Source organism: Promicromonospora sp. Populi, assembly GCF_041081105.1.
Lineage (GTDB): Bacteria > Actinomycetota > Actinomycetes > Actinomycetales > Cellulomonadaceae > Promicromonospora.
The window spans coordinates 4,665,191-4,680,081 of sequence record NZ_CP163528.1 but is presented as its reverse complement, the minus strand read 5'-3'; the positions used below and the strand labels follow the sequence as shown (position 1 = coordinate 4,680,081).

General features: G+C 71.0%; 11 protein-coding genes. 5 read left to right on the top strand and 6 right to left on the bottom strand.

The genetic code is table 11. The annotated features are described in order from the left end of the window. Window positions 1-101: 101 nt before the first annotated feature. From AB1046_RS21145 to pstC, 5 genes are all read right to left on the bottom strand, one after another. Window positions 102-1,262: a hypothetical protein gene (locus AB1046_RS21145; RefSeq protein WP_369371251.1), complete on the bottom strand. Its 1,161-nt coding sequence runs from the start codon at window positions 1,260-1,262 to the stop codon at window positions 102-104. Next, a complete protein-coding gene (locus AB1046_RS21140) occupies window positions 1,198-3,783 on the bottom strand; it encodes a hypothetical protein (RefSeq protein WP_369371250.1) in 2,586 nt (861 codons plus the stop codon). The genes AB1046_RS21145 and AB1046_RS21140 overlap by 65 nt, the downstream gene beginning before the upstream one ends. Window positions 3,784-4,219: 436 nt before the next feature. Then, window positions 4,220-6,049 carry a phosphate ABC transporter substrate-binding protein PstS gene (locus AB1046_RS21135; RefSeq protein WP_369371249.1) on the bottom strand — a complete coding sequence of 610 codons (1,830 nt, stop codon included), beginning with the start codon at window positions 6,047-6,049 and terminating at the stop codon, window positions 4,220-4,222. Next, window positions 6,046-7,416, bottom strand: coding sequence for a phosphate ABC transporter permease PstA (pstA, locus tag AB1046_RS21130; RefSeq protein ID WP_369371248.1), 1,371 nt, complete (start codon window positions 7,414-7,416; stop codon window positions 6,046-6,048). Before pstA ends, AB1046_RS21135 begins: the two co-directional genes overlap by 4 nt. Window positions 7,417-7,424: 8 nt before the next feature. Then, window positions 7,425-8,546 (bottom strand): phosphate ABC transporter permease subunit PstC, encoded by a 1,122-nt coding sequence (gene pstC / locus AB1046_RS21125; protein WP_369371247.1) that lies wholly within the window; start codon window positions 8,544-8,546, stop codon window positions 7,425-7,427. Window positions 8,547-8,742: 196 nt separating this feature from the next. Here pstC and AB1046_RS21120 point away from each other — a divergent pair, with 196 nt between their 5' ends. Beyond that, the gene (locus AB1046_RS21120; RefSeq protein ID WP_369371246.1) at window positions 8,743-10,230 is read left to right on the top strand and encodes a sensor histidine kinase; all 1,488 of its coding nucleotides are present in this window, start codon (window positions 8,743-8,745) and stop codon (window positions 10,228-10,230) included. Window positions 10,231-10,253: 23 nt separating this feature from the next. After that, window positions 10,254-10,910 (top strand): response regulator, encoded by a 657-nt coding sequence (locus AB1046_RS21115; protein ID WP_369371245.1) that lies wholly within the window; start codon window positions 10,254-10,256, stop codon window positions 10,908-10,910. Here the strand turns inward: AB1046_RS21115 and AB1046_RS21110 are convergent. After that, a complete protein-coding gene (locus AB1046_RS21110) occupies window positions 10,900-11,520 on the bottom strand; it encodes a TetR/AcrR family transcriptional regulator (protein WP_369371244.1) in 621 nt (206 codons plus the stop codon). The two genes, AB1046_RS21115 and AB1046_RS21110, sit on opposite strands and share 11 nt — an antisense overlap. 142 nt (window positions 11,521-11,662) lie before the next feature. On the opposite strand from AB1046_RS21110, the gene AB1046_RS21105 reads away from it, so the two are divergent. The 3 genes from AB1046_RS21105 to AB1046_RS21095 all read left to right on the top strand — a co-directional run bounded on the left by AB1046_RS21105 (window position 11,663) and on the right by AB1046_RS21095 (window position 14,884). Then, window positions 11,663-12,520, top strand: coding sequence for an alpha/beta hydrolase (locus AB1046_RS21105; protein ID WP_369371243.1), 858 nt, complete (start codon window positions 11,663-11,665; stop codon window positions 12,518-12,520). Between the two features lie 91 nt (window positions 12,521-12,611). Continuing rightward, window positions 12,612-13,799: a Gfo/Idh/MocA family protein gene (locus tag AB1046_RS21100; RefSeq protein WP_369371242.1), complete on the top strand. Its 1,188-nt coding sequence runs from the start codon at window positions 12,612-12,614 to the stop codon at window positions 13,797-13,799. Further along, window positions 13,796-14,884: a Gfo/Idh/MocA family protein gene (locus AB1046_RS21095; protein ID WP_369371241.1), complete on the top strand. Its 1,089-nt coding sequence runs from the start codon at window positions 13,796-13,798 to the stop codon at window positions 14,882-14,884. Before AB1046_RS21100 ends, AB1046_RS21095 begins: the two co-directional genes overlap by 4 nt. Window positions 14,885-14,891 lie beyond the last annotated feature (7 nt).

Sequence of the window (14,891 nt, the reverse complement as noted above, 5' to 3'; positions counted from 1 at the left end):
CGTCGCCCCGACGGATCTACCGCCGGAGCGACGCGTGGAACGGTCAGGTCTGCGTGCCCGGAGGGCCCGCGTTCCCGGTCAGCCGGAGCTGACGTGTTCCGTCAGTTGGTGCGGAGGGACTCGGCGTCGCCGGCGCGGTAGAGCGTGCCGTTGATCGTGACGCCGTTGACCTCGGTGGCGCGGTTGATGAGCGAGCCAAAGCCGAAGTCCTCGATGGTGTACGAGCCGGAGTCCGACGTGGCCGCATAGACGGCGCCGTCGGCGCTGACGAACGCGGCCGCAAGGTTCGCGTTCGTGGCGATCTCGGCGTACTGCACCACGGTGAACACCGGGCGAGCGATCGGGAACGCCGTGTTCAGCGTCCCGTCCGGGTTGGTCGGCGAGATCGCCGAGCCACCGTTGGTGACGGTGTGCAGCACCGCGCCGTGGCGACGGTCCAGCACGTCGACGCCGTACAGGTTCGACAGCACGGCCGACTTGCCCTGGGCGATGTGCTGCGCGATCGAGAACGGCACGATCGATCCGGACACGGCCGCGATCGCGGAACCGTCGTGCTCCTGGACGGAGCCGCCGGAGTAGGTCCACGCCACGGCCGAGCCGAGGGTGGCCTCGGTCAGACCGAGCTGACCGATGAAGAACGAGCGGGTGCCCGAGCCGGTCTGCGGCAGGAACGGCACGATGTCGGCGTTGGCGTTCGTCTCCAGGCCGATCGTGTAGGTCTGACCGTTGCTGAGTGCGACGTTCGCACCGTTCGACGCACTGTAGATCGCCGTCAGGTCAGCCTTGGTCAGGCCGTTCGGGACGCCGGCGGTGGCCGAGGCGTAGGTCACCGCGTCCACGGCGAGCGGGATGTACGAGTACGCCCCGCTGGGCGCCGGGGTCGACGGCGCACTCGACGAGCGAGCGAACGAGAGGTCGCTGGGGCTGAGTGTGACACCCTGCCACTGACCACTCGTCTTGGCCGCCTTGAGCGCGTTGACGCCGTTGCCGGAACCGTTCGGCCGGGCGAAGGTCGCCCCGCCGGTCCGGGTCTGGATCGTCGCGGAACCTGTTGCGTCCCACGAACCGACGACAAGCTGGCCCGCGCCGTTCGTGGCGACGGCCGCCAGGCCGTTGTTCAGGTCCTGGGTGGTGTCCGAGCCGACGCCGTCGACCGGGCGAGCCAGGTCGACCTGGCCGGTGGCCGGGTTGATCGGGTCAGCCGAGGCGTCCCGCCGCCGCGTTCTGGGTCGTGGAGCCGTCCCCCGGTGCGCCGTCGGCATCCGGGTCCGACGGCGAGCCGTCGACCGCCGGGTCGTCGTTGCCCACCGGGACCGGCACTCTTGCGCTGGTATCCGCCGGATCGTCGTCAGAGGTTCCGGCGCCCCCGTCGTCCGCACCTCCGTCGGCCGGGTCGTCATCCTCTGGGCCCCCGTCGTCGTCCCGCGGGGTGCGGAGCAGGTCGGCGAGCGCGTGCGCTCGGTCCACCTGCGCCTCGGTGAGCGGTACGTAGCCCTCCGGCAGACCGCCCCGGGCACCCGTGTGCACGTTCCCGTCGCCCGCGGCGTGGTCGAGCAGGCCCGCGTAGTCCGCGCGCGCCTGGTCGATCAGGGTCTCGGACTCCAGGTTGACGGCCGCGTACAGGGTGGTGGCCAGGGGATATGCCCCCGACGGCAGCGTTGCGGGGTCGTTCACCGCGACTCCGGTCCGGCTGTCGACCCGCTGTGCCGTGATCGCGGCCGCGACCGTCTCGTCGTCGTAGGCGACGAACTCGCGACCGGACTCCACGCTGTCGGCGTCGGTGACATCGGAGAGCGGCAACGCGAGCTGTGCGGTGTTCAGCCCGTACAGCTCCGCGGCGGGTGCGGTCACCGGTCCGAGCGCGAGGCGGCCCGGGGTGCTCCCGGCCAGGTCAGGAGCACCGACAGCCCACACGCCCCTCGTACCGACGCCGACAAAGACGTTCGGGTCCCAGGCGAACGTGAGCCGCCGGTCCACCCGGAGCACGCGGGCCGCGTTGACATCGAAGGAGCCCGAGTAGGGCGAGTAGGCCGTCGAGTCGAGCTGGAGACTACGGTTCTCGATGCTGGCCACCTCCTTGCTCGGAGCCACGGACCGGTCTGCCTTCGGGAACGTGTCGAGCGGCGCGCTCAGCAGGTCGATCCCGCCCCCGGCCGCGTCGGGGTGTCCCGGCGGCAGGTAGTAGCGGTTGACGGTGTTGCCCCACGGGTCCGGAGTGCCGCGCAGGAACGCCAACGCGTCGGCGTCGGCGAGCACGTACTCCCACAGGAGCCGGATCGCGTCGTCGCCCTGAGGCCCGACGGCCAGCCAGACGGCGCGGGCGCTGTTGCCCCTGAGCTCCGGGTTGCCCAGGGCGTGCCACTCCTCGTCGTCCACGATCGTGTCGCTGCCGAGAAACTCGTAGGACTCGCCGACGATGGACGCTCCCCACGCGCCCGCAACCTGCGGCACGTCATACCTGAACGACTGGGTGAGCAGCTTCGCCACCAGCCGCGGCGTGAGCTTGATGTCGCTGTACACCGTTCCGGCGGTGTTGTCGACGAGGTTTCTCGGCCCGTCCGCGACAAAGCCGATGGCCACCGACGTGTTCGCCAGGGGTGCGTAGCGCAGGTCGGCGTCCTCCAGCAGAGCCGGATCGGTGGGGCCGATCGTCTCGGGGGTCAGCGGCTCGGACACCGCCGCGAGGTCGGCCTGGCCCTGGAGCAGCTGGGACCGGGACAGATCTCCTGAGTTCGTCGTGAGGCTGAACGTGGCGCCGTCGTCTCCCGTGCACAGGACCGGCTGCCACGACGACGACGCCTCCGCGAACAGCTCGCTCCCGACGATCCGCCGCTCCGCCGACCCAGGCGGGCAGTTCTGGTAGGGGTTGTCGAAGTCCAGGGGCACGACCACCCGGTTGTCCCAGAAGCTGCACTGCGGTGCGACCGGGGACCCCTTCTGATCGAACGTGACGTCACCGAACGCACCCGGTGAGAGGACACCCATGCACGGTGTGCCGTCGGGCAGCGAGCCGGAGTGCGTCCCACGAGGCACGATCACCAGCCAGCAGCGTTCGCCGGCCGCCTCCGGGTCGCCGCAGCCGAGGTACGGCTGCGCCGCACCGGTCTGCACAACCACGCTGGCCCTGGCCGTTCCCTCAGCGGAGACCGGGACGAACGGGAGCTCGCTCGAGGTGGACGCCACGAAGAACGCACCGATCCCGGCATTGGCTCCGGAGCCGTCCGGCGGCTGCACGGGCGTGCTGACGTCGCCTCCGACGGTGCGGAACAGCAGGCCGTCGCGGCCGCCCGTCCAGCTCGTGGTCTGCCCCAGCAGGTCGGACGCCGTCGACGTCGAGCCCCCGACGTCACCGGCGGAGTATCCGCCCCACTGGCACGTCTCGGCGAAGTCGGCGGCGTGCGGGTCCGCTCCCCAGCACTGCATGACCTGCAGAAAGTTGTTGGCACCGCTCGGCTGGCCGCGGAGCACGGTGGGGCTCATCCCGGACGCCGTGAGCGTCACCGCCTGATCGGCGAGGCCCTCCGTCTGCGAGACCGTGACCTCAAGATCCTTGAAGTCGTCCCAGTGCCCCGACCCGTCGGCGTTGTCGACCATCGCGGTGCGGTCCGGCTGGTACTGCTGCAGCTCCCCGTTCCCCCCGGCCCACTGCACCGTCACCGCGGAGTCGGTGCCCTCGCCGGCCGCCCGCGCGTCCGAGGGCGCGTACAGCGCCACGAGCCCGCCCGCCGAGGCCAGCGCGACGACTGCGCCGAGCGCGCTGATCGTGCGGCTGCGAACCCTCATCGGCGTCCTCCGTTCGACTCGTGCGCGGTGTCCCCGGCTCGCGCCGGTCCGGACGGAGAAAGCATTGCTGTCAGTCCTCGATATTGGCAACCATTTGAATAGTGCACAGGCCGTTGATGAAAAGCGACACCATGGCGGACGGGATGTGAACAACACGTTTCGCACACCCCAGGAATGGCGGAACGACGCGCCATTGAGCCACCGTCCCGTGAGTGTCGACACGCCCGCCCGGGCGGGCTTCCGCCCAGCACACCACCCGAAAGGAGGGGGCTATCCCCCTCCTCGCGCAGGGGGTCACGAGAGGCGATGCAAAGCCGCTGCCACGATGCGGAATTAATTTCACCCTTTTCCACAATCGGGTGCGGCGTATTCGGTGCAGCATTCTTCGCGGCACGTTCCGCCACCCCGAGGAATGCGGGGGAAATAACCGTGAGAATCACGTCGTGCCACCTCCTGCGCCTCCGCGAGCCGCACGCCCACCCGGCACCGGCAGCGCCGTCCGCGTGCGCCTGCCGAGCACTGGCGGCAGCACCGCGGCGAGGATCATCACCAGCCCCAGGCCGACCATCACAAGCTGCGGCATCAGCCCGCCCCCGGCCACCGGCAGCGACTGCGGGGTGGCCGCCACCAGCACGGGCTCAGAGTTCTCACTCACCACCTCGGCGTCGCCGCCCGCACCACCGTCGGTGGTGCCGCCGCCGTCCGCCCCGTCTCCAGGCCCACCGTCGGTACCGCCGTCGTCCGAGCCGTCGTCGGACCCGCCATCCGGTCCGCCGCCCGTCCCCCCACCGGTGCCGTCGCCGTCGGTACCGCCCGACCCGTCACCGTCGTCCGTACCGCCGCTGCTGCCGCCCGACGGCGTCGTCGGCGTCCCCTGGGCCCCGCCCGTACCCGTGCTGCACTGCGTGGACCCCTGCTTGTCGCAGGCCGGCGGGTAGGGGGCCTCGTTGGCCAGCCGGTTGGTGCCGTCCGGCGAGAACGTGGGGTTGTTGCAGTCGTTGATCCCCTTGATCACCGGGTCGCCGCCCGGGATCTTCTGGATCTGCGTCTGGCCCGCCCGGACCAGGTTGATCGGCAGCGGCGAGTAGCCCAGCGTGTCGGCCTGCTGCTGCCCCTCGCACAGGAAGTAGGCGCCGAAGTCGGCCAGGGTCAGGCCCTTGTCCACCGTGAACCCGGCGTCCTGCGAGGTCGGCAGGATGATGTACGAGTAGCTGGACAGCGGGTACACCCGCCGGTCGTTGAAGTCGTAGACCTGCCGCAGGTCCTGGGTCAGGTAGTCCGGGGACGACCTGTCCTCGTTGATCTGCGCCTTTAGGAGTGCCACGGCCACGTTCGCCGCCGTCGGCTCCGTGTAGTAGCCGGACCGGTTGAGCATCTTGGCCACCGGGAAGCCGGCGTTCAGCGCGTACGAGTACTCGACGAACGTGATGGCGCCCACCGCGTGGGACTGCGCCACATAGCCGGCCACACCGTTCGACCCGGCCCGCGACACGAACCCGGAGCCCGGCGCCACCGGGTAGTTGGAGGTGACACCGCAGTGCCCGTTGATCAGCGGCCGGTTCACCTTGCCGCAGTAGGCGTCCCAGGCCCTGCTCTGCTCCTGGCGCATCCAGATCGAGAACTGGGCGGTGGCGCCCGACCCGTCGGAGCGCACCACGGGCACGATCGGTATGCCCGGCAGCGCGAGCTGCGGGTTGTCCGCCTTGATCTTCGCGTGGTCCCAGCGGGTGATCTCCCCGGTGAAGATCCCGGCGATGGTCTCGCCGGACAGCCGCAGGTTCGTCACCCGCTTGCCGCCGACCTGCAGGTTGTACATGAACGCGGTGCCGCCCGCGACGATCGGCATGTAGGCGAACTCCCGGGCCGGGCGCACGTCGCCCTCGTTGGAGTTGGCGATCGCGTACGGGATCTCGCTGACGCCGAAGTCCGCCGTGCCGTTCGCGAAGCTGTTCCGCCCCTGCGTGGAGCCCGACTCGGAGTAGGTGATCTTCCACTGGTAGTTCGACCACACGTTGCGGATCCACTGCTGCAGCGCGTTGGCCGACCAGGTCGACCCCGCGCCGTTGATCGGCGCGTGCACCTTGCCGACGGCGGCGGGGCTCGCGTCCTGCTGGACGCTCGGCTGCGCGGCCTGTTGCGCGCTCTCTTGCACAGACTGCTGCGCGGCCTGCGCCGGCACGACGGCGCCGGCGAGCACAAGCAGCACGCCCAGCCCGGCGATCAGTGCGCGCGCCCGGAGGTTACGGCGCGCGGTGGTGGCGGTCATCGTCCGGCCTCCTTGTTGTCGGTCGGGTCGTCGGCCGGGTTGTCGGCCGGGTCGTCGGTCGCAGCCTCGTTGGCCGACGGCGTCGGTGGGTCGGCGCTCACGGGACGGGCGCCGGGTGCCGGGGCCGCCGTCGGCCAGCCCACCGCCGTCGGCCCACCACGCCGGAAGCGCGCCGCTACCCGGAGCGAGGCGCGCTGCGCGCGGCGGGCCCCGCCGGCGCTGAGCACCCCCGCGCCCTTGCCGCCGATCAGGCGGGCGAGTAGGAACAGCACGAACACGAGCACCATGAGCACCGCCGCCGCACCGAACCCGCGGGCGATCTGCGCGGGCTCGGGGCTCTTGACCAGCGTGAACGTGGCGAGCGGCAGCGAGACCATGGGCCCGTCGAACGGGTTCCAGTTGTAGTACGTGGTGTACCCGGCCACCAGCAGGATGGGGCTGGTCTCGCCGATCCCGCGCGCGGTGCCGAGCACTACCGCCGTCATCAGGCCCGACTTGCTGGTGGGCAGCACCACGTTCCAGATGGTGCTCCAGTGGCTGGCGCCCATGGCGAACGACGCCTCCTTGAGGGTCTGCGGCACCAGGCGGAGCACCACGTCGGCCGACCGGATGATGATCGGCAGGATCATGATGGTGATGGCCAGCGAGGCGGCGAAGCCGGACTTGGGCGCGCCGAACATGAGGATGTACGTGGCCAGGACGAACAGGCCGCACAGGATGGACGGCAGGGCCGTCATCGCCTCGGTGACCGTGCGCACGATCCGCGTGAACGGGCTGGGGAACTCCGCCAGGCACACCGCGCAGAGCAGCCCGAGCGGGATCGAGATGGTCAGCGCGATCGAGATCATGATCAGGGTGCCGATGGCGGCGTGCGCCATGCCGCCCACCGTCAGCGGGTCCAGCGGGCCGGCCATGGACAGGTCCTGGGTCCAGAAGTTGAGCTGCGTGAACGCCGACCTGCCCTCGGTGAGCGCGAAGACCACAACAACCACGAGAGCCAGCAGGAGCAGCACCGCGCCGGAGTGGATGAGCACGCCGGCCACGCGGTCCTTGATGGTGATGCGGTCGTCGTCGAAGCTGATCAGCACCACGAAGTAGCCGAGGAAGAACAGGTAGGCGATCAGCACGAACGGCAGGGCGCCCTGGAACGGCGCCACCTGGGTGAACAGCCAGGCGGTGGACGCGATGCCGGCCGCGGCCGCGCCGACCACCCGCAGCACGTCCTCGCGGCGCAGGCCCGACAGCTCCCGCTGGGTCTCGGGCTGGTCAGGGGTGAGGCGGCCGTCGCGGCCGGGCAGGTGCGTGCGGGTGTACCGGCCGGGCCGGTCGGCGCGGCGTGCGCCCTGGGTTGTCTCGGTGACGGTCATGGGTTTCCTCAGCTGGCTGCGCCGGATCGGGACCGCTGGATGATGAATCCGGCGACGAAGTTGATCAGCATGGTGATGAGGAACAGCACCAGGCCCGCCGCCATGAGCGCGGACACCTCGAAGTCGTTCGCCTCGCCGTGCTTGAGGGCGATGAGCGAGCTGATCGAGTTGGTCCCGGTGCTCAGCACCTGCCAGTTGATGACAAAAAGCGGGCTGATCACGAGGTAGACGGCGATGGTCTCGCCGAGGGCTCGGCCCAGGCCGAGCATGGTGCCGCCGATGATCCCGCCCTGCCCGAACGGGTAGACGACGTTGCGGATCACGCCCCACTTGCTGGCGCCCAGGGCCAGCGCCCCCTCGCGCTCCCCCACCGGGGCCTGGTCGAACACCTCGCGCATGATCGCGGCCGAGATCGGCGCGACCATCGTCGAGACGATCAGGCCCGCGAGGATCGCCGACGCGGTGAACACCGTCGGGGTGGCCAAGGGGTCGTCGGGGTCGAACTGGGACACGGCGAAGATCGGGATCCAGCCGAAGTACGTGGAGACCCACTCGGCGACGGGGAGCAGGTTGCCCTCCAGCCAGTACGCGCCCCACAGCCCGTAGACGACGCTCGGGATGGCCGCCATCAGGTCGATGACGCCGATCAGGAAGCGCTTGATCCCCGCCGGCGCGTACTCCGTGATGTACGTGGCGGTCACCAGCGCCAGCGGCACCGCAACCAGGATGGCGGTCAGGCCGATCACGATGGTGCCGAACAGGACCGCCGCGATGCCGAACCGGCCCGAGTTGGGCTCCCAGTCCTGCTCCGTGACGAAGTTCCAGCCGGCGACGTCGATCGCCTGGGCGCCGCGCACCAGCAGGAAGGCCCCCACGAGCGTCATGATCAGCAGCACCAGCGTGCCGCCCGAGTGCGCCGCCGTGCGGAAGAGGATGTCCTGCCACCCGCGCCGGCTCACCAGGGGGCGGGTGGGGTCCACCAGGGCGTCGCGCGGGGCGGGCGAGGTCTCAAGGCCGAGCTCGCGCAGCTCGGTGCGCTGCCGCTCCAGCTCGACGACCGCGGTGTCCCGCGGACTGCCGGCGGGTGGGTCCCCGGGCTCGCGCACGGGTTCGTCGGGGTCGGGGCTCATCGTGAGGTCCTCCTGACCGTTCCGGGCTTTGCGGCCGTGGGATGTGGGTGCCCGGCGGCGTCGGGCAGGTGCCCGGCACGATCGGGCAGGGCGCCCGGCCCGGCGCCGTTTCGGACGGTGGCATCATCGTCAGGGGCCAACCCGACGGGCAAACAAAGCGGACACGGCGAGCAGGTTTACGAACGACGGGATCAAGATGGACGCGAGGTGGACGACGCCGGACACGAGTCCCGGGATCGGCGAGATCCCGGGGTTTCCGGCGTCTCCGACGGTGGCGCGGTGGGCCGTCCGCGCTGTCGGCAGCAGTGGCCCGGCGCACAAGGACCACCCGAAAGGAGGGGGCCCGAACCACCCGATCGGAGGGGACCCGGCCCGCCCGGCGGCGCTGCTCCTGCTGACCCGGTGGGTGGGGCGCAACGTCGTAGCGGTGGCGCTCGTCGCCAACGTCGTCGCCTACCTCGGGTCGCTCGCCCTGCTCGGCCAGACCGGGGCGATGCACACGGCGCAGAGCGAGGACTGGCGCATCGCCACGGTGGTCCTGCTGGTCGCCTTCCAGGGCGCTTGGCTGCACTGGCTGAGGCGCCAGGCGCTCGGGACGCTCGTCGCGTCGTTCGTGCTGTGGTTCGGCGCGCTCCTGATCGGCGGCGCCGACGCGCTCCTGCTGCAGCCGGGAATGCTGCTGGCCGTGTTCAGCTACGCCGCGGAGCGGTCAGGACGATGGCGCGCCGTGCTCGTCTCGGCGCTCGTCGTGGCCTCAGCCGGGGTGCTGCTCATGGACGAGGCCCTCTACCCGACGCCGGGGATGCCGGGCTGGGAGACACCCGCGGTCATGGTGGTGTGCGCGCTCGACGCCGTCGCCGTCGTCGCGATCCCCGCGCTCCTGGGCTCCTGGTATGCGCAGCTGCGCGACCGCGCCGAGCACATCGCCGCGCTCGCCCAGGAGATCGCCGGCCGGGAGGCGCACCGCACCACGGACGCCGTCACGGCCGCCCGCCGCACCGTGGCCCAGGAGCTGCACGACACGTCGTCGGCCCACCTCGCCGCGATCCTCACGCTCAGCACGGCGGCCGAGGCGAGCGCGACGGCCGGCGGCTCCGTGGACCCGCGCCTGATCGCGCAGCTCCGCGACGAGGGCGAGCGGCTCTACCAGGGCTTCGAGCGGATGGTCTCGCGGATGCGGCAGGAGGACCGTACGCAGGCCGGGGCGCACCATCCGGGGCAGGCGTCGGGCCAGCACACCGTGGCCCAGATCGCCGACCTGACCGCCGAGCACGAGCAGACCACCGGCGCGGTGGTGACGCTGGAGCACGACCCCGGTCTCACGGAGATCGACCAGCGGCTCGGCCCCCTGCGCAGCCACACCGCCTACCGCGTGGTCCAGGAGGCGCTGAGCAACGCGCGCAAGCACGCCCCCGGCGCGGTGCTCACCGTGAACCTCGCCGACGACGGCACAAGCCTGCTCCTGCGGGTCGAGAACGAGAGTTCACCCACGGCAGGGGCGGCAAATCGTGGTGACGCCGTGGCCGCACCCCATAGCCTCGGTTACGGGATCGAGGGGATGCGCGACCGGCTGGCCGCCGTCGGCGGAAACCTGCGTACCGGACCTCGGCGCAGCGGAGGCTGGGCCGTACAGGCCCTGCTCCCCCACCCCCCGCACTGGACGACCGACACCACCGACGGCTAGTCACGCCGGGGAAGGGCGATCACGTGATCAGGACGCTCGTCGTCGACGACGCCGGAAGCGTCCGCCGATCGCTGCGCCTCCTGCTGGAGACCACCGACGACATCCGCGTGGCCGGCGAGGCGAGCAACGGGGTCGACGCCGTACGCCTTGCCCGGACCCTCAAGCCCGACGTCGTGCTCATGGACCTGCGCATGCCCGGCGGCGGCGGCCTCGACGCGATCTCGGCGCTGAGCGGCCCCGGCGTCGCCAACCCCGTCCCCGTCCTCGTGTTCACCACCTTCCACCTGGACGAGTACCTCTACGGCGCGTTCGAGCGCGGCGCCGTCGGCTACCTGCTGAAGAAGAACCCGGGCGACATCCCCGCCGCGATCCGCGCCGCCGTCAACGCCAGCGCCCTGCAGTCCCCCGCCGTGCGCGAACGGCTCATCGCCGACTACGCCCGCAGCAGCGGCCCGGCCGGCGCGGCCCCGGCGGAGAGCATCGCCGGCCTGCTGACCGACCGCGAGCTGGAGGTGGTGGCGGCGCTCGCCGAGGGGCTCAGCAACAAGCAGATCGCGGGACGGCTCAACCTCGGCGAGAACACCGTGAAGTGGCACATCGGCAACATGCTCGACAAGACCGGGACCCGCGACCGCACCCAGCTCGCGATCTGGGCCTTCCAGCACGGGCTCAATCCCTGAGGCCCTGGTCCAGGCCCACTGCCTCGTGCGCACCGCTGAGAAAGACCTCTCGCACGTTCTCCCACCCGTCGAGGTAACCGCCGACCAGGGCGGCGTCGCGGAGCAGCACAAGCCGCCCGGCTCTCCTCGCTGAGCCCTCGACGCCCGCCGCGTCGAGGACCTCCTCGAGCGCGCCGCGGAACCAGCTGCGGTGGTCGTCGACGGCGCGCCGGACCCGGCTGCCCGGATCCGGGTACTCGGCGGCGGCGTTGATGAACGGGCAGCCGCGGACGTGGTGGCGGGCGGCATCCTCGGCGATGCCGTCGATGAGCAGCCCGATGAGCGCGGCAGGGTCGTCGGTCGCCGCGCGCGCACGGTCCAGCATGGCGCGGATGTTTGTGTCCTCCACCCCGATGTAGGCCTCGACGAGGTCCTGCTTGCTCGGGAAGTGCCGGTAGAAGGTGGCCCGCGTGACGCCGGCCTCCGCGATGATCCGGTCCACGCCCACCACATGGATGCCCTCGGCGTAGAAGAGCTCTGACGCGGTCCGCAGCAGTCGCTCGCGAGCCTCCGAGCCTCCGTCGGCAGTCTTGCGCGGAGCGCGGGAGGCGCCTGTTGTCCTGGGTGTCATGAGATTCAGCATAGAACGATCTATCTCTTTCGTGTTGACGTCCGCCTTGCGGAGGGGTTACCTTCATGGACAACAGAGATAGAACGATCGTTCTTCCTGAGCCCGGACCGGGGACCGGTCCACCGAACCGAAGGAGCCCGTCATGAGCGAGACCCCGAACACCGTCAGCAGCGGCACCGGCACCACCGGCAAGCGCCCGATCGTCCTCGTCCACGGACTCTGGATGACGCCGGCGAGCTGGGACACCTGGGCCGAGCGCTTCCGCGCCGCCGGCCACGAGGTGATCGTCCCGGGCTGGCCCGGCATCGACGACCGCAGCGTCCAGAACGTCCGCTCCAACCCCGAGCCACTGCGGGGCATCGGCCTCAAGCAGATCGTGGACCACTACGAGCGCATCATCCGCACCCTCCCGGTCAAGCCGATCATCATGGGCCACTCGTTCGGCGGGGTTGTCACGCAGATGCTCGCCGACCGAGGCCTCGGTGCCGCCTACGTGGGTGTCGCCCCCGGCCAGACCGCCGGCGTGACGACGCTCCCGGCGTCCACGCTCCGCACCGGGTTCCCGATCCTGTCCAACCCGTTCGGCCGCAACGGCGCCAAGCCGATCTCGAAGGCGCACTTCCACTTCACCTTCGGCAACGACCTCCCCCGCCCCGAGTCGGACGCCCTCTGGGAGCAGTTCGCCGTGCCGTCCTACAACCGGGTCTTCTTCGAGGGTGTGGCCTCGGTCCTGAACGAGAAGGGCGGCGTCACCCACGTCGACTACGCCCGCGCGGACCGCGCCCCGTTCCTGGTGCTCACCGGCGAGATCGACCACGTGGTGCCGCCGGCCATCGGCCGGGCCATCGTCGCGAAGTACACCGCGACGGACAGCCCCGCCGTCGTCGAGTACCGGGAGTACGCGGGCCGCACCCACCGCCTCGTCTCCCAGCCGGGCTGGGAGGAGATCGCGGACTACGCCCTGGCCTGGGCCACGTCCCACACCGCGGTCAGCGCGTGACGGAGTCCGAGTCGTGGCCCCGCTCGCGGGGCCACGACCGGGGCCGCTAGCCTGCAAGGCGTTCTCAGATGTCCAGATCCGAGGAGCAACGATGCTGAACGTCGCCCTAGTGGGCACCGGGCACATCTCGAGCACGCACCTGCGGGCCTATCTCCGGTTCCCCGAACGCTGCCGCATCGTCGCCCTGTGCGACATCGTGCCGGCCAGGGCAGAGGCGAAGAAGCGGGAGCACGGGCTCGACGACGCGGTGGTCGTCGCCTCGCACGCCGAGCTGCTGGGCCGGGACGACATCGACCTGGTGAGCGTGTGCACCCCGCCGTCGACCCACACGCAGATCACCGTGGACCTGCTGCGGGCCGGGACGAACGTCGTCGTCGAGAAGCCCATGGCGCCGTCGCTCGCCGAGTGCGACGCGATGCTCGCCGCGGAGCGCGTCAGCGGCAAGCGGCTGTCGGTGATCGCGCAGAACCGCTTCCGCGACGACATCGCCACCCTCAAGGAAGCGCTGGACTCCGGCCTGCTGGGACCGGTCGCGCACCTGCGGACCGACTCGGCCTGGTGGCGCGGCCTGCCGTACTACGACCTGTCCTGGCGCGGCACGTGGCAGTCCGAGGGCGGCGGGCCCACCCTCAACCACGCGATCCACCACATCGACCTGGTGCTCTGGCTGCTGGGCTCGCCCGAGGCGGTGGCCGCGATCATGACCAACGCCTGGCACGACAACGCCGAGGTCGAAGACCTGTCGGTGGCGCTCCTGAAGTACGACCGCGCCATCGCGCAGCTGACGAGCTCGGTGGTGCATCACGGGGAGGTGCAGGAGATCGTCGTCCAGGGCCGGGACGCCTCGGTGGCTCAGCCCTGGGCGGTGCACGCCGAGGCCACGCAGCCCAACGGGTTCCCGACGTCCGAGGGCAACACCGGCCTGGTCGAGCAGCTCGAAGCCCTCGCGACGGCGCACCGCGCGCTGCCCCACCTGGGGCACACCGGGCAGATCGACGACGTGCTCACCGCACTGGAGACCGGCCGCCCGCCGGCGATCGGCGGTGAGGACGGCCGGCGTACCGTCGAGGTCGTCACCGCCATCTACCAGGCGGCGATCGAGCGCCGGACCGTCGACCTGCCCATCCCGGCCGGCAGCCCCTACTACACGGGTGATGGGGTGCTGGACAACGCCCCCCGCTACTTCGCCAAGAGCCGCTCGGTCGACGATCTCCAGGGCACCATCTCGGTGGGCGGCGAGCCCGGCACCTCCCGAACCGCGACGAAAGAGCACCGATGAGCACAGCGTTTGGCGGCAGCTACTCCCCCGACTCGATCCCCGCGCCCGTCGTCGGACCGGGCGAGCTCACCTTCGCCGCGATCGGCCTGGACCACGGCCATATCTACGGCATGTGCAACGGCCTGATCGACGCGGGCGCGACCCTCAAGGCGGTCTACGACCCCGACCCCGCCAAGGTGGCCGCATTCGTGGCGAAGTTCCCCCAGGCACAGGCCGCACGGATGGAGGCGGAGATCCTGGCAGACGACGACGTCCGCCTGGTCGCCGGCGCCGCCGTGACCTCCGAGCGCGCCGCCCTGGGCATCCGCGTGATGGACGCCGGCAAGGACTACTTCACCGACAAGGCCCCGCTGACAACCCTCGACCAGCTCGCCGCGGCCCGCGAGGCGGTGGCCCGCACTGGCCGCAAGTACGCCGTCTACTACTCCGAGCGCATCCACGTGGAGACGGCGGTGTTCGCGTCCCAGCTGATCGAGTCGGGCGCCATCGGGCGTGTCGTCCAGGTGCTGGGCACCGGGCCGCACCGCCTCTCGGCGGGCTCGCGCCCCGACTGGTTCTTCGAGAAGGAGAAGTACGGCGGCATCCTGTGCGACATCGGCAGCCATCAGATCGAGCAGATCCTGCACTACACGGGGGCCTTGGACGGCGCGGTCGCCCACAGCCAGATCGCCAACTACAACAACCCGGACCACCCCGAGCTGGACGACTTCGGCGACGCGATGCTCACCCTGGACAACGGGGCCACGGGCTACTTCCGCTGCGACTGGTTCACGCCGGACGGGCTGCAGACGTGGGGCGACGGCCGCACGTTCATCCTCGGCACCGAGGGGTTCATCGAGCAGCGCAAGTACCTGAACATCGGCACGCAGGACGGGCCCGGCCACCTGTACTTGGCCAACGGTGAGCAGGAGAAGCACTTCGACGTGCACGGCAAGGTCGGTTACCCGTTCTTCGGCCAGCTTGTGCTCGACTGCCTGGAGCGCACCGAGAACGCCATGACCCAGGAGCACGCCTTCAAGGCCGCGGAGCTCGCGGTGCGGGCGCAGCTGGGGGCCGTCGACCTGGTGGCCCGGCCGGGCGCGTGAAGCCCGG